Here is a 19,244-nt window from a genome sequence, read left to right as displayed (position 1 = left end):
TTAAGCACCTCTAATCCAGTCAGTAAGTTCTGTGATGTTTGTAAGTTTCCTTTGATTTTTAACAAGTTTTGCCCCTAGCGCTAGTGCTGTTTTTTTATAAAAGAGCTCGACCTCTTTTTGGGGGATAGTGTCTAGATCAGCAACGTGTGCAAGTCCAATCGTTCTTCGAATAATCTCACAACCAGCAAAACCGATAGCTTCTTTGAAAGTCTTTTCCAAGAAATTATCAAGTACACCGTCAATCTTGGCAAAAGGGTCTGTTGCTTTCTCGTTCCATAGTTGTGAGAACGTTTCTCTGTATGTTTCCCAAGTCTTTTCGATCGTTTGTAACAGGTAGGTTTGTAAAGATTCGCGATGAAATGGCTCTTTTGCATGTGCATTCTGAGAAAGATGATTAAGCGCAAGGTTAGCTATGAAGTGAGCGATATCGAATCCGGCTGGCCCATAGAACGCAAACTCAGGATCGATCACTTTAGTAGAATCGCTTTTTACAAAAATACTTCCAGAATGTAGATCTCCATGAAGAAGAACTTCTGCTTTAGTTAAGAATGAGAGTCGCAGTTGAGCTACCTCTTGTAAAAGCTCTTTGTCATTCCAAATTACATCAACTTCACTTTGGAGTTCAGCAGGGAAGTCATTTGTATCATGATTGAAGAATGGATCAGTGAACACTAAGTCTTCCGTGATCTTGCAAAGTTCAGGGTTTGAAAATTGTTTAACTTGTTCTTTTTTTTCAAAAGGATGCAGGTAGAAATCACTAGAATAAAAAGCTGTTTTAGCAGCAAATGTTCCAATGTCATCAGCAAGTTTGGGATAAATTTGACCGTCAATAAGTCCTTTTCGAAGGATGACATGGTCAGACAGATCTTCCATAACTGTGACAGCAAGTGTTGAATCTGAAAATAAAACCTTCGGAACTAAGTGAGGAACGGATTCAGCTTCTTTTAATAACGCATCGCTCTCGATTCGTGCACGATCTAGTGTGAGCGGCCAGCTTTCTCCAACCACTTTTGCATAAGGAAGTGCTTGTTTAACGATTACAGCTTTTTTGGATAGTGCGCTTTCTATATGAAAGACAAGGTTTAAGTTGCCATCTCCAATCTCTCTAACATGCAGTTGGTCTTGTTCGGATGCATCAAAAAATGCTAAAGGTTTTACCACATCAAGCACTGTCAGTTCGTTTAACGGTTCATATGTAGGTCTTACTTGTACGCTCATTTTTGTTCCCCCCGGAAAGTTTTTTTACAAATAAAAAGAGCCTCTTTTCGTATAAGAAAAGAGGCTCGGAATGATGATTTCCCGCGCCTCTTATCTTAGCAAAACAAAAATGTTTTGCCGGAATTAGCACCGTGCCATACGCTGAATTAATCAGCGGCTCCCCGTATAATGCGGGCGCCCCATCTTACAATGGTATTACGGTCGGTTGCTGGGTTTCATCGGGCCATATCCCTCCACCTGCTCTTGATAAGAGACCAAAATTATTCGTTTTGTTAATGCGTAACAATATTCACGCAATTCATAATCGTTATACTACAACGTTGTATGGAGATCTGTCAACACTAAATTCTTAAATGGATTTAATACAGATCTGTTCGACGGTCGTTAAATACAGGAACCTTTACACGGACTTCGTCTACTAATTCAGGTGAGATCTCTGCTGTAAGGATCTCCTCTTCGTGCACAGATCCTTCAGCAATGATATCTCCCCATGGGTCAATAATTAGTGATTGACCAGCGAAGGTGTTTTTAGGGTCGCTTCCAACTCGGTTACAAGCAATAACGTAGCATTGATTCTCTATAGCACGTGCGATAAGCAATGCTCGCCAATGAGATTGTCTTTGAATCGGCCATTCGGCAGGAACGAACAATATTTTTGCCCCTTTTATGAAAGGAGCTCGGATCCATTCAGGAAAACGGATGTCATAACAGATAGCAAGGGTCGAGAGATTACCGTCGATTGTAAACAGATTGCTATTACTGCCGGGGGAGATATATTTTTCCTCTTCCATAAGTGTGATCAGGTGAGCCTTTGAGTAGGTGCCGACATGTTCACCGTTTCGGTTGTAAGTGAGTGATGTGTTGTAAACTGAGTTACTCTCACGATATGCGATAGACCCTCCGACAATATTAGTATCAAGCTCTTTAGATAACTCGCTTAACCATTTCTTTGCTTTCTCACCATCATGATCGCTAATCTCATCTAATCGGGTAAGATCATACCCAGTATCCCACAGTTCTGGTAGTACGATCGTATCAGGATTATGATGTTTAACGGCTTTACGAATTTTATTTTCGATGTGTTGATAATTTTCATCAGGTTTCCCATATTGAATGTCAACTTGTATGCAGGCAATTTTCATGATTGTACCCTCCAGGTTGTAAAAAAAGTCTTTACAGAATTTCCTTAAGCGTATAACATAACTGATTAGAATTTCAAGAACATTCAAATTAGACTGGAAGTGATCGTCGTGAAACGTTTTGAGCAGGCAGAAGTGATGGGGAAACTGCCAGAGCAATTTTTCGCCAAGCTTGTAAAAAAAGTATCTTACTATGTAGAGCAAGGCTTTGATGTTATTAATCTAGGACAAGGGAATCCTGATCAACCAACTCCACAGCATATTGTTGATGCATTAAAAGATGGAGCCGATAGACCTGATTTTCATAAGTATTCACCGTTTCGCGGACATGGATTTTTGAAGCAGGCAGCTGCCGATTTTTATAAACGAGAATATGGAGTAACACTCGATCCTGAGAAAGAAGTAGCCGTACTCTTTGGCGGGAAAGTAGGTTTAGTAGAGCTATCGCAGTGCTATTTAAATCAAGGAGATGTTGCACTCGTTCCAGACCCGGGATACCCTGATTATTGGTCAGGTGTTGCAATGGCTGGTGCTACTATGGAGACGATGCCCTTAAGAAAAGAAAATGACTTTCTCCCGAAGTATGATGAATTACCTGAGACAGTATTGAACAAAGCAAAGCTTATGTTCTTAAATTATCCGAACAATCCTACAGCAGGGGTTGCAACAAAATCCTTTTTTAAAGAAACAGTAGAACTCGCTAACAAACATGATATTCTCGTGTGCCATGATTTTGCTTATGGAGCAATCGGATTTGATGGACAAAAGCCGGTCAGTTTTCTACAGATAGAAGGAGCAAAGGACGTAGGTATAGAGATTTACACCCTTTCTAAAACGTATAACATGGCAGGATGGCGCGTTGGATTCGCGGTTGGAAACGAAACTGTTATTGAATCTATTAACCTACTTCAAGATCATTTTTATGTAAGCTTGTTCGGAGCTGTCCAGCACGCGGCGGCTGAGGCATTGAACGGACCACAGGAATGTGTGGATGAACTGGTAGATACATATGAACGTCGCCGAAACGCATTCATCGGACGTTTGAACGAAAATGGCTGGAAGGTAGAATCGCCAAAAGGTTCATTTTTCTGCTGGCTGCCTGTACCTGATGGGTATACTTCTGAAACTTTCGCAGACTATTTGCTAGAGAAAGCACACGTCGTAGTCGCGCCAGGCATCGGATTCGGAAGCGAAGGCGATCGGTATGTACGTGCTGGCCTACTAACATCAGAAGAACGTCTGATAGAGGCTGCTGATCGGATTGCTAAACTAATAATCGATAACTAGTGTTTACCTCCACTGACATTTGATTGTAGTGCAAGATGGGAGACTCCTGGGGGACGAGTGTGGCAGGTGAGACCCTTAAGGGCGCAAAGCGGCAAGGGGCTCACCGCACGCCCCCCGGAAAGCGAGCATCTGGAACGGAAATCAAATCACTTTCAATACACTGAAGAAAGAAGATAGGGTTGACAGATCGTTCATACCCTGTCATAATCACAATTAAAATTATATTCTAACAATTTGCACTCTTATTAAGAGCAGGTGGAGGGACTAGCCCGATGAAACCCGGCAACCATTCAGCTAATTATGTATTAGCTGAAAACGGTGCTAATTCTTGCAGTCGAACGTTGACTGAGAGATAAGAGGAAGTGGAACTGTCAATATGTAGACACCCCTTCCTCGTGAAGGGGTTTTTTGTGTTTTTGAAAGGAGAACGACAAACATGAGTAAAATTACAGCGACGTACTTAGTACATGATAAGAAAGAAAACTTACAAAAAAAAGCGGAAGGAATTGCACTAGGACTTACAGTAGGTTCTTGGACAGATCTTCCTCAACTAGAGAAAGAACAGCTAAAAAAACATAAAGGGATTGTGGAAGAGGTCATTGAACTTCCTGAAGATCCACGTGCTGATCAATTTTTAGGAAGTAAAAGAACTAAGGGCTTGCTTAAGATTTCCTATCCATCAGCGAACTTTTCAAATGATATTCCAGCAATTCTAACGACGGTTTTCGGTAAACTTTCGTTAGATGGTGAGATCAAGCTCATAGATTTAGAGTTTGATAGAGAGCTAGAAAAACAATTTCCTGGTCCTAAGTTTGGAATAACAGGAATTCGAGATATCTTAGGCGTACATAACCGTCCACTAGTTATGAGTATTTTTAAAGGGGTACTCGGAAAAGATCTATCATTCTTCAAGCAGCAGTTATATGAGCAGGCTTTAGGTGGGGTAGATCTTGTAAAAGATGATGAAATTCTTTTTGAGAACCCACTCACTCCTTTTGAAGAAAGAGTGAAAATCGCTAAAGAAGTATTAAAGTCTGTTCACGAGCGAACAGGCGAAAAGACGCTCTACGCAGTTAACTTAACAGGCAGAACGAGTGAACTTCGAGATAAAGCGAGGCGCGCAGCAGAATTAGGAGCAAACGCATTACTATTTAACGTTTTATCTTACGGACCAGATGTATTGCAAGAACTGGCCGAAGATAAAGAGATTCAACTACCGATCATGGCTCATCCTGCACTATCCGGAGCTATAGGGTCATCATCACTTTACGGAATTGGTTACTCAGTATTATTAGGCAAATTGCTTCGTTATGCAGGAGCAGATCTTGTGTTGTTCCCATCACCATATGGAAGTGTAGCACTTGATCGTCAAGAAACATTAAGCATTGCGGATGCCTTAACAACAGAGAGCATCTCATTAAACAAATCGTTTCCAGTCCCTTCAGCTGGTATCCATCCAGGACTAACACCGGTTTTATACAATGACTTTGGTTTGGACAGCGTTATAAATGCAGGTGGAGGCATACATGGTCACCCAGATGGAGCTGCTGGTGGAGCACGTGCTTTCCGTCAGGCGATAGATGCCGTTGTTAAAGGAGAAGACTTTGAAAGTTTTGCTGAAAAACATGCAGAACTTCAAAAAGCATTAGAGCTTTGGGGTGGTGTTCCTGTAAAATGACAACTCAACACCGATCGGTAATCTTTTGTGATTTTGATGGGACTGTTACCGAAAAAGATAACATCGTCGCCATCATGGAAGAATTTTCACCTGAGGGATGGCAGCCGATCGTAAATGAAATCTTGAATGAAACGATCTCGATTCGAGAAGGTGTAGGAAAAATGTTTTCCAGAATTCCTTCGAATAAAAAGAAAGAGATTATTGAATTCGTTTTAACACGTTCTAAGATTAGAGATGGCTTTCAGGAATTTATTCAATTTACTCAAAGCGAGAGAATTCCATTATACATCGTTAGTGGTGGCATTGATTTTTTTGTTCATCCTGTTTTAGAAAACAAGCTAGATTCACAATACGTATTTTGTAATGCCAGTGACTTTACCAGTGACACGATAAAAATCACTTGGCCGAACGCGTGTGATGATCAATGTGATAATGATTGTGGGTGTTGCAAACCTTCTGTTATCAGACGACTGGAAGAGAAGTATCCCCGAACAGAAAAGATTGTGATCGGTGATTCAATTACTGATCTTCAAGCTTCTAAGATGGCTGATGTTGTTTTCGCAAGAGATTATCTGATTGAAAAATGCGAAGAAAACCAAATACCCTATACTTCATTTGAAACGTTTCATGACATCATTCATGTCTTAGAGAAAAGAGGTGTGAAAAGTTGAGTAAACAACAGCGATGGATTGAGCTTGCAGATGTAAAGGATGAGCTGGCTTCACGGAACTGGTTTCCCGGAACAAGTGGTAACGTATCGATTAAAGTAAGTGACTCACCGCTCGCTTTTTACGTTTCTGCAAGCGGAAAAGATAAAACAAAACGTACCTCTGAAGACTTTCTTTTAGTAGATCAGTATGGGGATCCGGTAGAAGAAACGCATTTAAAAGCTTCAGCAGAAACAGGCATTCATTGTGAAGTCTATCGATTAACGGATGCAGGCTGCTGTTTACACGTTCACACCGTGGATAATAACTTAATCTCTGAGTTATATGGTGATGTAGGGAAGATTACGTTTCAAGGTCAAGAACTGATAAAAGCTTTTGGAATATGGGAAGAAGAAGGAAGTATCACGGTTCCTATCGTTGAAAATTACGGTGACCTTTCGAAGCTGTCAGAAGCGGTTGGTGTGGTGATAAAGCATGATACAAAAGCTGTTTTGATCCGCAATCATGGGATTACCGTATGGGGCAGAAATGCTTTTGAAGCGAAGAAACACTTAGAAGCTTTTGAGTTTCTGTTCTCTTATCATATCAAATTACAAACTTTAAACGTTTTAAATAAAAATCAATCATTTGGAGGCGTTAAAAATGGCACAACTACGATTTCATGATAACAACGAAAGAATTGAAAAACAAAGCGAGGTAGAATCGTACTTAAACTCACAGGAAGTTATTTACGAAAAGTGGGACATTGAAAAACTTCCATCTCACCTTCGTGAAAATTTCTCGTTAAGTGATGAGGACAAAGAAGAAGTGATTCAAACCTTCCGCAGTGAGATCGATGATATCTCTGAGCGCAGAGGGTATGTAACAGAAGATGTTATCTCCCTTTCTGATGCGACACCAAACTTAGATGAGCTTTTGAAAAACTTCTTAGCAGAACATCATCACACAGATGATGAAGTACGATTTATCGTTTCTGGACATGGAATCTTTGCGATCGAAGGACCTAATGGAAGGTTCTTTGATGTAGAGCTTGAGCCGGGAGATCTAATCTCCGTTCCAGAAAATTTCCGTCACTATTTCACGCTGCAAGAAGATCGTAAAGTAGTAGCGGTTCGCATCTTCAAATCAAAAGAAGGCTGGGTACCGATCTACGATAAACAGCCACAAGAAGCAAAATAATAAACCTGGCACACCATTTTATTTGAATGAAATGGTGTGTTTTCTTTTGTAATGAGAGAGTAGTTGGCGGGTTCAGGCGCTCGTCCGGCGGCTGACAAGCACGCTGGACGAGCGCCATACAGAAAATACGAGCAAAGAAAAAGCATCGGACTTTAATATCCGATGCTTTTTCAAATTCCTCATTATTTTAAAGCTCTTTTGATTTTCTTAGATTGATTAAACGATAGGTGTGCAGGGCGATAACCTTAAGAACCGCATATACTGGAACGGCTAGAATCAATCCAAGGAGACCACCTAGGCTTCCTGCAACAAGCAAGATTGAAATAATGGTAAGCGGATGGATATCCAGCTTTTTACCCATAACTTGAGGAGAGATTACATTACCTTCGATCTGTTGAGCGATAACCATAACAATTAGTACTTTGATGACCATCGCCGGCGAGTCAACGACCGCTACGATCAGCGCAGGAACGACTCCAATAATCGGGCCAAGAAACGGAATAACATTTGTGAACATCGCGATGATGGCTAAGATCAGTGAATACTCGATTCCAATTACAAGGTATCCAATATAGAGCATTGTTCCCACACAAACACTGACCAGGATTTGTCCTTGGATGTATGAACTAAGGGCAATGTCCATGTCTTTTAGGATTTTTGTTCCATTATTACGCTGTCTTTCAGGAAGAGTTTGAAGCACCATCTGTGGAGCTTTTTCACCTTCTTTTAGCATGTAATAAAGAATGAAAGGAACGGTAACAAAAATCATAATAATGTTTGTGATGATTCCAATAAAGTTTGCGATGTTCGTACCAATTGTTTGAACACTCGTAGACAAATAAGCAGTCACTTTATCAGAGATTTCTTTCACATCAAATTGGTCACTTTCTTGGAAACGGCTTACCCATTCATTTTGCTGTAAATCATTTAGCTTAGAACGAATAGCATCGATTAAAGCAGGTGTATTCTCAATTAAATTACTTACCTGTCTTTGTAATATCGGACCAATAGAATAGAATAGCAATACGAAAAGTCCGATCGCAAGCAGATAGATGAGAAGGATGGATAACACCTTCGGCACATTTCGCTTATGTAAGAACTGAACGACTGGCCGGAACAGATAATAAAGAACACCGCCAAGTAAAAACGGGAAAAATAACGTTTGAACGAGAACGACGATCGGCCTGAAAATAAAATCAATCTTGGTTCCTACTAGAATGATTAAAAAAATGAGGAGAAATCCGTAACCGATACGAAAAAATTTCGACTGTGGCATTTAATGATCACCTTTATCTTCTGAAATATGTATTCATTATATACAACTTATAAGAACATACACAAATTTTTAAAAAACACCCGTACAAGGATAAAAGCATATGCTGAGTAATGGGCATAGATACTAGAAATGGAGTTTGTACAGAAAGGATGAAACCAATGTGCGGAATAACGGGTTGGGCAGATTGGAATCGTAACCTCACACATGAAAAAAATATATTAATTAAGATGGCCTCACCATTATCAAAAAGAGGACCAGACGCACTTAATGTATGGAGTACCACACATGCAGGTTTTGGTCACGCAAGGTTAGCAGTTGTAGATATTGAAGGCGGCGTTCAGCCGATGACAAGAACGAAGAACAAATCGAATTATACACTTTGCTATAACGGAGAGCTGTACAACACAGAAGATCTCCGGAAAGAACTTTTACAAAGAGGGTACACGTTTGATGGGCATTCCGATACGGAAGTTTTACTTACTTCTTATATGGAGTGGGGAGAGAGTTGTATCGATCGGTTTAATGGAATATTTGCATTTGGAATTTGGGATGAAGAAAAGGAAAGCTTGTTTGTAGCTCGTGATCGATTAGGGGTAAAGCCATTTTTCTATACTGAAAAAGGCGGTATGCTGTTATTTGGGTCTGAAATAAAGTCCATATTAGCTCATCCAGATGTCAAGGCTGAAATAGATCGTGAAGGACTACAAGAAGTTTTCGGTCTAGGACCATCTCGTACCCCGGGTAACGGAGTATATAAAGGGATAAAAGAACTCCGTCCGGCACATGCTGCGACGTATTCAAAAAACGGGCTGAAAATTTGGCGGTATTGGAACGTAGAAAGTAAACCACATCAAGATTCTTTGCAAGATACGGTTGAAAAAGTGAAATATCTCGTGAATGATGCAGTGACGCGACAACTGATTGCAGACGTACCAGTAAGTACTTTTCTTTCTGGCGGTCTCGATTCAAGTGCGATCACCGCAATCGCAGCGAAATATTTTAAAGAAGAAAACAAAGGTGACCTCCATACGTTCAGCATTGATTATGTAGATAATGATAAGTATTTTAAAGCGAGTGATTATCAGCCGAATTCAGATGCGTATTGGATCAATCAGATGGTTGAAGCTACAGGCTCTGTTCATCATAGCTGCGTGATTGATAACGAACTATTAATCAATCATTTGCGTGAAGCTGTCACAGTTCGAGATCTGCCAGGAATGGCTGATGTTGATTCTTCACTTTTATGGTTCTGCCGCCAGATTAAACCTCAGTCAACAGTTGCACTTTCAGGAGAATGCGCAGACGAAATCTTTGGTGGGTATCCATGGTTTCATAAAGAGGAACTCTTGCATCGTCCAATGTTTCCGTGGATGCGTTCAACAGAAGCGCGCCAAAATCTTTTACAAGACTCATGGGCTAGCAAGTTGAATCTAGCTTCATATGTTCAGCAACGATACGAAGAAACAGTGAATGAAACGCCTGTTTTAGAAGGAGAATCTAAAATAGAAGCGAGAAGACGTGAAATCTTCTATTTGAATATGATTTGGTTCATGACGACACTGTTGGATCGTAAAGACCGAATGAGTATGGGAGCTTCATTAGAAGTGAGGGTACCTTTTGCAGATCATAGAATTGTAGAATACGCATGGAACATTCCTTGGGACATGAAAATGCTGGATGGAAGAGAGAAGGGAATACTTAGAAAAGCACTTACTGGGGTACTTCCGAATGATGTACTGTATCGAAAAAAGAGCCCTTACCCGAAAACGTTCCATCCGGATTATACGAACGGCGTAAAAGATTGGTTAACAAGCATCGTCGCGAAAAAGAACTCACCATTGTTTGAAGTATTAAACCGAGCCCGTGTTCAAGAAATTATTCAAACGAATGGTGAGACGTTTAAAGAGCCTTGGTTTGGTCAACTTATGACCGGCCCACAATTAATGGCTCATCTTGCGCAGATCGACAGCTGGCTGACCGACTATAATATTAATATCGTAGATTAAACGAAAAAACCGGAAACATTTCTGTTCTCCGGTTTTTTAATTTATGCAGTTGCTTCATGCTTGACGACTAATTGTTTTTGCCATTTTCTTTTTCGCCACCTCGACAGCATAAAGAGTCCCCGCAGCCATTCATCTGCAGTGAAGGCGAGCCAAATCCCTATTAAACCAAGATCGAAAGTAATCCCTAACAAGTATGCGAGTGGTACACTAACTCCCCACATAGAGATGACACCCATAATGACCGGAAACTTAACATCACCTGCAGCTCTCAAACTTGAAATGATAACAAGATTAAAAGAACGGCCAGGTTCGAGCAGGAGCGTTAAGTATAAAAGAATAGTACCCTCCTTAATAATCTCAGGATTATCTGTGAAAATAGATAGAAGTGGCTTTGCAAATAGTGAAGCTATACCTGCCATAAGAAAACTTATGATCATGGCATACGTCTGACTTTTGAGACACATCTTATAAGCAGAGTCGTACGATTTAGCACCGATTAAGTGACCAATTAATATCTGTGTACCTTGGCCGATCGCTACAGCGAAAAGGAAGATAAACATCATAATATTAAAGGTATATACCTTTGTAGTAAGTGCCGTTGTACCAAGCAGCGTGATGAAGAACGTAATCAGCATCTGAGATCCACTATAAGATAGATGCTCTCCAGCTGATGGCAATCCGATTTTTAATACACCCTTTATATGAAGAGGGAATAATTTGAATGAGCTGGAAAAAGGTAATGGTATAGAAGAGCGCTTAAACAACAGATACAGAATTACAAGTAAACCTAAAAATCGGCTAACAGATGTTGAAATCGCTACACCTTCAACACCTAATACTGGAAAACCGAAAGCGCCGAAGATAAATAAATAGTTTCCAAATACGTTCAAGATGTTCATCCCGATCGTGACATACATGGCATCTTTCGTAAAACCGTAGCTTCTAATGGCAGCTCCGATCGTCATAATAACCGATTGGATAAATGAAAATCCTCCTACGATCATTAAATAGCTCGATGCTTCAGCCATCAACTCTGGTGGCGTATTCATCCATGTTAAAAATACATCGCCAAAGACAAGTAATGCAGCACTTAAGAGTACCCCAAAAAGCAAGTTCCCTAAGATGGCAACGACAGCTACTTCAGCAGCTGTACGTTCAAGTCTAGCACCTATTGCCTGTGCAATAACCACACTCGCTCCTGTTGCAACAAATCCAAACATAACGATTACGATCGATAACAGTTGATTAGTGAGTCCGACAGCAGCCACTGAATGATCAGAATATTGACTGAGCATAAGAGTATCAGCGTTCCCCATCAACATATGAAGCATTATTTCAATAAATATTGGCCACGTTATGGCAAAAAGGGAAAGCTTAGCAGCTTTGTTGCCTTTCATGTAAATCCCTCTCCATCGTGTTTATATTGTATGGTTTTAACATTTACCTATTGTATCAGGTATGAGTAGTCACTGAAATAAAATCCCCTCACTTTTTACAGTGAGGGGGAACATGTTTATTTTCTTCTATATATACTAAAGCCGTATCCAGGCAAAGATCCTGAGAATGATGACCCCAAAATATGTGTGTAGCCTTCAGGGATATCAATGGAAAGATCAGCGCTTTCTTCACCCGCATTTAAAAGGATCCATACATTTTCCTCATTTGATGAACGCTCATATACTAATGTTTTCTCATTTGCCTTGATAAACTTCATTTCGCCGTCATTGGCTAGAACTTTATGATCTTGACGAAGAGTTAGCAAAGATTGAATATGTTCAAACAGATCTAAATCTTGTTTGTTTTCATCCCATTCCATACATTTTCTGCAACCTGGATCATTACCACCTGTCATACCGATCTCGTCTCCATAATAGATACATGGAGTTCCTTTAAAGGTTAACATCAATAAGAACAATAACTTCATCTTATCCTTATTCTCATCACAGAACGTTAGAACACGTTTTGTATCATGTGAACCTAATAGGTTAAACGCAGCTTCGTTAACATTTTCAGGATACATATGAAGTACAGCCGTCATTTTTTCAGCAAACACTTTTGCATCAATCGTTTCTTTTGCTACAAAATCAAGAGCCGCATTTGTGAATGGATAGTTCATAACGGCGTCGAATTGATCTCCTTGTAGCCAGTTCATGGAATCATGCCAGATCTCACCTAAGATATATGCATCTGGTTTGACAGACTTAACAGCTGTTCTGAATTCTCTCCAAAATGAATGATCAACCTCATTTGCAACATCTAATCTCCATCCATCAATATCAAACTCTTCCACCCAATAGCGAGCGACCTTGAGTAAGTATTCGCGAACCTCTGGGTTTTCAGTGTTCAGTTTCGGCATCGCTTTTTCGAAAGCAAACGTATCATAATTAGGGCGTGGTTCAGTCTGGATTGGAAATTCTCTTAAATGGAACCAATTCTTATAAGTAGAATTCTCTTGATTCTGAAGTACGTCCTGAAATGGTTCAAAATAGTATCCGCTGTGATTAAACACAGCATCGAGCATAACTTTAATTCCGTTCTCATGACAAATTTTTACTAGTTGCTTGAACGTTTCTTTATCACCGAATTGTGGATCGATCTCTAAATAATCAATCGTATCGTACTTGTGATTAGACTTCGCTTTAAAGATCGGTGTGAAATAAATACCAGTCACACCTAGTTTAACGAGATGATCGATATGATCGATCACACCTTGAAAATCTCCTCCAAAAAAATTGTTAAACTTCGGCTCTTCACTAGCCCACGGAAGAGAACCTTCAGGATCGTTGCTCGTATCTCCATTCGCAAAACGTTCAGGGAATATTTGATACCAAACCGTATCTTTCACCCAAGAAGGGGCACGGAATACATCTATTCCATTTAAGAATGGAAAACAAAAATAATAAGCTGTGTCATCGAACGGAGCTTCATTATAGAAGCCTTTTTCAGTATATACCAACGTCTCAACACCGTTCTTCAGTTCAAATCCATAGCGTAAACGGCGAAACGGGGGAGAGATAGCAATAAAATAGTAATCAAAATATTCATCTGTACCTGATAGAGTCATCAGTGACCGAGACGTCTGCCAGCCATCCTTCGTCCAGTCATAAGGATCACCGTGAATTAACGTAACTGAATCAACATCACCTTTTTTGGTACGAAGACGGATGTGGAGGGTAGTCTCGTCATAAGCATAAGCAAAATTGTTACCTGCTCTGTGGTAGATAGCTTCTTTTAACATAGTATGATCTCCTCTCAGTTTCAGCAATAAAAAAGGGGCACAACCTATAAAAACTAGGTTGTACCCCTAAAAGAACGTACATTGCCTTCAACTTGTAATGCTGATAGTATAAACCGCTCTCAGCGATAAAATCAAGATAAATGAAAGCGAAACCAAAAATAATTAAAAAAGTATTGTAAAAATTCAAAGCATAGGTATAATGAAATTGAGCAGGTAATGCAATCGTTTTCATAAACGGCAAAAAACTTCATAAGAAGACAGAAAAACATTTTTTTTGCTAATCTGTGCAAACGTTTGTATGCTTTGATCTTTTAACAATAATGGGGGGTACAATTGATGAAAAAGTTATTAGCTTTGCCTTTAACTTTTGCTCTAGCTGCAAGTGCGTTAGCTGCTTGCGGACCGCAAGAAGATAGTTCTTCTACAGGTGGTAAGAAAGAATCTGGCTCAGACAAGCCTGAAAAATTAGTTATGTGGGAAGACCAAGAAAAAGGTGCTGGAACAAAAGATGCCATTAAAAAGTTCGAAGAGAAATACGGGATCAAAGTTGAGCTAAAAGAAATTCCAATGCTAGATCAGCAAGAGAAGCTTCGTCTAGATGGACCAGCTAAAAAAGGACCGGATGTTATTACAACTCCGCATGACCGTATTGGACCATTAGCGATCGAAGGTCTTATCGCACCAATTAAAGTATCTGATGATGTAACAAAGCTTTACACTGAATCTTCAATTAACGCATTAACATATGACGGAAAACTTTACGGTCTTCCTAAGTCAACAGAAACACCAGTATTTATCTACAATAAAAAACAGATGCCTGAAGCACCAGAATCTTTAGAAGATGTTCTTGCATTCTCTAAAGGTGATAAAGGTGGAGCGCAATACGGTTTCCTAGCAAACTGGACTGATTTCTACTTTGCAAATGGTGTGCTTTCTGGATATGGAAGCTATGTATTTAAAGACGACAACGGAACATTAGATCCTAAAGACCTTGGCCTTTCTAACAAAGGTGCAGTTGAAGGACTAGATTATATCACTAGCTGGTACAAAGATGGCTTGTTCCCAAAAGGAATCATCGGTGAAAAAGCAGGACAAACAATCGATGGTCTTTTCCAAGAAGGTAAAGTTGCTTCTGTAATGAACGGACCTTGGTCTTTCCAAGGCTATAAAGATGCTGGAATCGATATCGGTGTTGCACCAATGCCTAAACTTCCAAACGGTGAAGATGTTAAAACATTCATCGGAGTTAAAGGTTACAACGTAAGTCAGTTCTCTCCTAACCAAGATTGGGCTGCTAAACTGGTTGAGTTCATCACAAACGAAGAAAGCGCAAAGACTCGTTTTGAGAAAACAGCAGAAATTCCTCCAGTTGTATCTTTAATGGAGGACCCAATCATTGCAGACAACGAAGCAGCTAAAGCTGTAGCGGTTCAATCAGAACGTGGAGTTCCAATGCCTAACATTCCTGAAATGGCAGAAGTTTGGGCTCCAGCTGCAAACGCACTTCAATTATCTGCTACTGGAAAGTCTGAGCCAAAAGCTGCTCTAGAAAGCGCAGTTAAGACGATTGGACAAAACATTGAAGCGAACCATGGTAAAAAATAATAAGCAATAAGTGGAAAGCGGTACCCAGACGTCGCGGGTACTGCTTTCTCTAACTATTGTGTGTGTTGGAAAGATTTCGCTTATGTATGGGTCCTAAAATCTTTCGAACTACACACAAAACAGTTAGTGGGGAAAAGAAAGGGGAAACCTGTAATGACACACCGTAAGACGGCAGCTTTGCTGTCCATCATTCCAGGAATGGGGCAATTCTATAACAAGCAATTTGTTAAAGGTTTCGCATTCTTGTTTTTAGCGATATGTTACTTTATTGCATTTCTTGATTTTCTGAATATCGGACTTTGGGGAATCGTAACACTAGGTACAGAAGTGCCTAGAGATCATTCCATCTTCTTACTAGTGAACGGCGTTATTTCCATACTAGTAGTAGGTATCGGTTTAGGGTTTTACTACTTTAATATCTATGATGCGTTCCAAAATGGGAAAAAACGTGATAACGGCTTGAAACTTAACTCACTAAAAGAGCAATATCATAATGTTGTAGACAAAGGATTTCCTTATCTAATGGTGGGACCTGGATTCTTACTTTTGATCTTCGTTGTCATTTTTCCGATCATCTTTATGTTGTTGTTAGCATTTACGAACTATAATCTGTACAACTCTCCACCAGCAAAGCTTGTTGATTGGGTTGGGTTTAAGAACTTTATCGAAATCTTCTCTTTAGATATTTGGCGTGAAACGTTTATCTCTGTATTTGCATGGACGATTATCTGGACATTTACTGCAACAACCCTTCAAGTCGCAATTGGAATCTTCTTGGCGGTAGTCTTGAATCAAAAAGAAATTAAGTTTAAAGGGATTATTCGTACACTTTTAATCTTACCTTGGGCAGTGCCAGCATTCGTTTCGATCTTAATTTTCTCTGGATTATTTAATGATACGTTTGGAGCAATCAACCAATCTATTTTAGCACCTCTTGGAATCGATTCCATACCATGGATGACTGATCCTTTTTATACAAAGATCGCTTTGATCTTCATCCAATCTTGGCTTGGTTTCCCGTTCATCATGGCTATGACTACAGGAGTACTTCAGTCTATTCCTGGTGAACTTTATGAAGCTGCAACTGTAGATGGGGCATCAAATTGGGATAAATTCCGTAAGATCACACTTCCGATGGTCTTATTTACAACAGCACCAATATTAATCACACAATACACGTTTAACTTTAATAACTTTAACGTTATCTATCTATTCAACAACGGTGGACCTGCAGTGGCTGATCAAAATGCAGGAGGGACAGACATCTTGATCTCTTGGATCTACAACTTAACGATGACTTCAGCTCAATATAGTAAGGCAGCAGCTGTAACTGTATTATTATCGTTGATCATCGTGTCACTTGCATTGTGGCAGTTTAGAAAAACGAAATCATTTAAGGACGAAGGAATGATTTAATATGAGTATAAAAACAGCAAGAAGAATACGATTAACTCTGTCCTATCTAGTACTATTGTCAGCGATTGCGATTGTGGTCTACCCAATTCTTTGGGTAATTGGATCTTCATTCAACCCAGGTAACACTTTATCAAGTTCGACGATCATTCCAGAGAATGCAACTCTAGCTCACTATAAAGAGCTGTTCGCTGAAACGGATTATCTAATCTGGTACTGGAACACGCTAAAAATCTGTTTTATAACAATGGTGCTTTCTGTAATCTTTATTGGCTTAACGGCTTATGCTTTCTCAAGATATAAGTTTGTTGGTCGTAAGAACGGATTGCTTCTTTTCCTAATTTTGCAGATGATTCCACAATTCGTAGCGATTCTTGCAATCTACATCCTAGCTTACCAAGTAGGATTGCTTGATACACACTTTGCCTTAATCCTTGTTTATGTGGGTGGATTGATTCCGATGAACACATACTTGGCAAAGAACTATTACGATACGATTCCAAAAGAACTAGACGAATCTGCGCGAATTGATGGCGCTGGTCACTTTCGTATCTTTTGGCAGATCATCCTGCCACTTTCAAAGCCAATCTTAGCGGTAATCGCACTTTTCAGTTTCATCTCACCGTTCGCTGATTTTATCTTAGCGTCCATTCTGATCAGTTCAGATGAGAAGATGACACTTGCGGTTGGTCTGTTTAACATGATTAAGAACGAATTCGGTAACAGTTTTACATTGTTTGCAGCGGGTTCTGTATTAGTAGCGATTCCGATTGGTCTATTATTCTTATCACTGCAGCGTTACTTTATCTCTGGCTTAACTGCTGGTGGTACAAAAGGTTAATCACAGCACCTTACTATAGGAGGAACGGCGATGGGCAAAAGAATGATATTCTTAGCTATGTCGTTTCTTCTTTTTTTATCTGTTCAAAATAAAGCGCTTGCAGAAAAAAAGGAAGAACGATCATGGAAAGACGAAACGATCTACTTTATTATGGTGGACCGGTTTAATAATGGAAATAAAGATAACGATTTTGATGTAGATCTTAATGACCCCACAGCTTACCATGGGGGAGACTTCAAAGGGATCATGGATAAAATTGATTATCTTGATGACCTTGGGGTTACGGCGATATGGCTAACACCTGTGGTTAAGAACGAACCCGGTGGCTATCACGGTTATTGGACGGAGAATTTCTATGAAACGGAAGAACATTTTGGTTCAAAGGATGAGTTGAAGCAACTTGTTAAAAAAGCGCATGATCGTGATATAAAAGTTATATTAGATCTAGTCGTAAATCATACAGGCTATAAACATCCTTGGTTAGATGAGGCGTCAAAAAAGGCTTGGTTTCACCCAGAGAAGGAGATCGGGAACTGGGATAACCAACAAGAAGTTGAGAACGGCTGGCTCGCTGGATTGCCCGATCTGAACACAGAGAACAATGAAACACGTAAGTATTTACTCGACATGGCTGAATATTGGATTAAAGAAACAGATATAGACGGCTACCGTTTAGATACTGTTAAACATGTGCCAAAAGACTTTTGGATAGATTTTTCTGAACGAGTGAAGAAAGCAAAGCCTGGCTTTTATTTAATTGGTGAAGTTTGGCACAATGATCCAAGATATATTGCTGAGTACAATAAAGCAGGAATACAATCGTTTGTAGACTATCCTTTGTTTAATGAGATGGTTCGTATCTTTAGACAAAGCGGGCAATCACTTTCAGAGCTGAACGCTGTATGGGAGCGGAATAAGTTCTATTATAAAGATCCGTATACGTTAGGAAACTTTATTGATAATCATGATAACATTCGATTTGTACGTGAAGTGCTGTTGAAGCAAGAAGATCCCGAAAAAAGGCTGAAGCTTGCTCTTACCTATCTTTACTCGGCACCTGGTATTCCTATCCTCTATCAAGGAACAGAGCATATGATGGACGGAGCCAAAGATCCGGACAACCGTCGCATGATGGACTTTACTCAAAATAAGGAGTTTGAAACGTTCACTTCTAAATTGGGAAAGCTTAGACAAAAACATCCTGCACTTAGACGGGGCGATTATTCAATGATTGTTGATAAAGATGGGAAAGCGGTCTTTAAACGAAAATTTAAAGATGAAACATTATTTATCGTGTTTAACAATGATAAGAAGAAGTCGGGTATTTCTTTTTCAGATAAAAGCCTTCATAATAAAAAGCTTGTGAGTCTTTTATCAAATGAAGAGATAAAGGTGAATGATACTTCTGTTGAAGTGAATATGGCTGGGGAAACGGCTGAGATATATGCTGTTCAAAAAGCAGATTCACAATGGAAGCTATATTCGATTGTTGCTGTAGCAATTGTTGTAGTAATATTGAGCTCTTTCTATCTAATCAGTAGAAGAAAACAACGCTCATAATTACAAGCTAGTAGCGGAATAAGACGAGTTAAGCCTTATAGTCTAAAAGAAACCGCTCAATTTACAAAAATAGTGAAAAACATTAAAAGTGGAAAGGAATTATTATTTCTTTTTTCCTACGAATTCTATACAATTA

The 19,244-nt window shown here is 39.6% G+C and carries 15 protein-coding genes and 2 riboswitches; of the genes, 10 read left to right on the top strand and 5 right to left on the bottom strand.

Features of this window, described 5'->3' with window-relative positions; genetic code table 11:
- Together mtnK and IHV12_RS14710 are read right to left on the bottom strand one after the other, a co-directional pair.
- Complete coding sequence (gene mtnK / locus IHV12_RS14715; RefSeq protein ID WP_197191296.1) at positions 1 to 1,218, bottom strand: S-methyl-5-thioribose kinase; 1,218 nt, start codon at positions 1,216 to 1,218, stop codon at positions 1 to 3.
- A gap of 87 nt (positions 1,219 to 1,305) precedes the next feature.
- A riboswitch (SAM riboswitch) is annotated at positions 1,306 to 1,471 on the bottom strand.
- A 106-nt stretch (positions 1,472 to 1,577) separates the two neighbouring features.
- Complete coding sequence (locus IHV12_RS14710) at positions 1,578 to 2,447, bottom strand: carbon-nitrogen family hydrolase (protein WP_370568813.1); 870 nt, start codon at positions 2,445 to 2,447, stop codon at positions 1,578 to 1,580.
- Positions 2,448 to 2,468: 21 nt separating this feature from the next.
- Between IHV12_RS14710 and IHV12_RS14705 the strand changes: the two genes are divergently transcribed.
- The 5 genes from IHV12_RS14705 (at position 2,469) to IHV12_RS14685 (ending at position 7,169) form a co-directional block, all read left to right on the top strand.
- Positions 2,469 to 3,644: a pyridoxal phosphate-dependent aminotransferase gene (locus IHV12_RS14705; protein ID WP_197191359.1), complete on the top strand. Its 1,176-nt coding sequence runs from the start codon at positions 2,469 to 2,471 to the stop codon at positions 3,642 to 3,644.
- A gap of 239 nt (positions 3,645 to 3,883) precedes the next feature.
- Positions 3,884 to 4,003, top strand: a riboswitch (SAM riboswitch).
- A gap of 77 nt (positions 4,004 to 4,080) precedes the next feature.
- A complete protein-coding gene (locus tag IHV12_RS14700) occupies positions 4,081 to 5,322 on the top strand; it encodes a 2,3-diketo-5-methylthiopentyl-1-phosphate enolase (protein ID WP_197191294.1) in 1,242 nt (413 codons plus the stop codon).
- Positions 5,319 to 5,993 carry a 2-hydroxy-3-keto-5-methylthiopentenyl-1-phosphate phosphatase gene (locus IHV12_RS14695; protein WP_197127489.1) on the top strand — a complete coding sequence of 225 codons (675 nt, stop codon included), beginning with the start codon at positions 5,319 to 5,321 and terminating at the stop codon, positions 5,991 to 5,993. Before IHV12_RS14700 ends, IHV12_RS14695 begins: the two co-directional genes overlap by 4 nt.
- Positions 5,990 to 6,655, top strand: coding sequence for a methylthioribulose 1-phosphate dehydratase (locus tag IHV12_RS14690; protein ID WP_197191293.1), 666 nt, complete (start codon positions 5,990 to 5,992; stop codon positions 6,653 to 6,655). Before IHV12_RS14695 ends, IHV12_RS14690 begins: the two co-directional genes overlap by 4 nt.
- Positions 6,633 to 7,169, top strand: coding sequence for a 1,2-dihydroxy-3-keto-5-methylthiopentene dioxygenase (locus IHV12_RS14685; protein ID WP_197191292.1), 537 nt, complete (start codon positions 6,633 to 6,635; stop codon positions 7,167 to 7,169). Before IHV12_RS14690 ends, IHV12_RS14685 begins: the two co-directional genes overlap by 23 nt.
- 187 nt (positions 7,170 to 7,356) lie before the next feature.
- Here the strand turns inward: IHV12_RS14685 and IHV12_RS14680 are convergent, their stop codons facing one another.
- The gene (locus IHV12_RS14680) at positions 7,357 to 8,445 is read right to left on the bottom strand and encodes an AI-2E family transporter (protein WP_197191291.1); all 1,089 of its coding nucleotides are present in this window, start codon (positions 8,443 to 8,445) and stop codon (positions 7,357 to 7,359) included.
- Positions 8,446 to 8,603: 158 nt separating this feature from the next.
- Between IHV12_RS14680 and asnB the strand changes: the two genes are divergently transcribed.
- The gene (asnB, locus tag IHV12_RS14675) at positions 8,604 to 10,451 is read left to right on the top strand and encodes an asparagine synthase (glutamine-hydrolyzing) (protein WP_197127493.1); all 1,848 of its coding nucleotides are present in this window, start codon (positions 8,604 to 8,606) and stop codon (positions 10,449 to 10,451) included.
- Positions 10,452 to 10,492: 41 nt separating this feature from the next.
- On the opposite strand, the gene IHV12_RS14670 is transcribed toward asnB, so the two are convergent.
- Positions 10,493 to 11,848: an MATE family efflux transporter gene (locus IHV12_RS14670; RefSeq protein WP_197191290.1), complete on the bottom strand. Its 1,356-nt coding sequence runs from the start codon at positions 11,846 to 11,848 to the stop codon at positions 10,493 to 10,495.
- Between the two features lie 116 nt (positions 11,849 to 11,964).
- The gene (locus IHV12_RS14665; protein ID WP_197191289.1) at positions 11,965 to 13,689 is read right to left on the bottom strand and encodes a glycoside hydrolase family 13 protein; all 1,725 of its coding nucleotides are present in this window, start codon (positions 13,687 to 13,689) and stop codon (positions 11,965 to 11,967) included.
- Between the two features lie 336 nt (positions 13,690 to 14,025).
- On the opposite strand from IHV12_RS14665, the gene IHV12_RS14660 reads away from it, so the two are divergent.
- The 4 genes from IHV12_RS14660 (at position 14,026) to IHV12_RS14645 (ending at position 19,108) form a co-directional block, all read left to right on the top strand.
- Positions 14,026 to 15,294 (top strand): extracellular solute-binding protein, encoded by a 1,269-nt coding sequence (locus IHV12_RS14660; RefSeq protein WP_197191288.1) that lies wholly within the window; start codon positions 14,026 to 14,028, stop codon positions 15,292 to 15,294.
- A 153-nt stretch (positions 15,295 to 15,447) separates the two neighbouring features.
- The gene (locus IHV12_RS14655; protein WP_197127497.1) at positions 15,448 to 16,710 is read left to right on the top strand and encodes a carbohydrate ABC transporter permease; all 1,263 of its coding nucleotides are present in this window, start codon (positions 15,448 to 15,450) and stop codon (positions 16,708 to 16,710) included.
- Between the two features lies 1 nt (position 16,711).
- Positions 16,712 to 17,548, top strand: a complete 837-nt coding sequence (locus IHV12_RS14650; RefSeq protein WP_197127498.1) for a sugar ABC transporter permease — start codon at positions 16,712 to 16,714, stop codon at positions 17,546 to 17,548.
- Between the two features lie 30 nt (positions 17,549 to 17,578).
- Positions 17,579 to 19,108: an alpha-amylase family glycosyl hydrolase gene (locus IHV12_RS14645; protein WP_197191287.1), complete on the top strand. Its 1,530-nt coding sequence runs from the start codon at positions 17,579 to 17,581 to the stop codon at positions 19,106 to 19,108.
- Positions 19,109 to 19,244 lie beyond the last annotated feature (136 nt).

Origin of the sequence: Fictibacillus sp. 7GRE50 (assembly GCF_015903875.1) — a bacterium.
Taxonomy (GTDB): Bacteria; Bacillota; Bacilli; order Bacillales; family Fictibacillaceae; genus Fictibacillus; species Fictibacillus phosphorivorans.
Note: the sequence above shows the minus strand (reverse complement) of the source record. Positions and strands in the feature narration are given on the sequence as shown.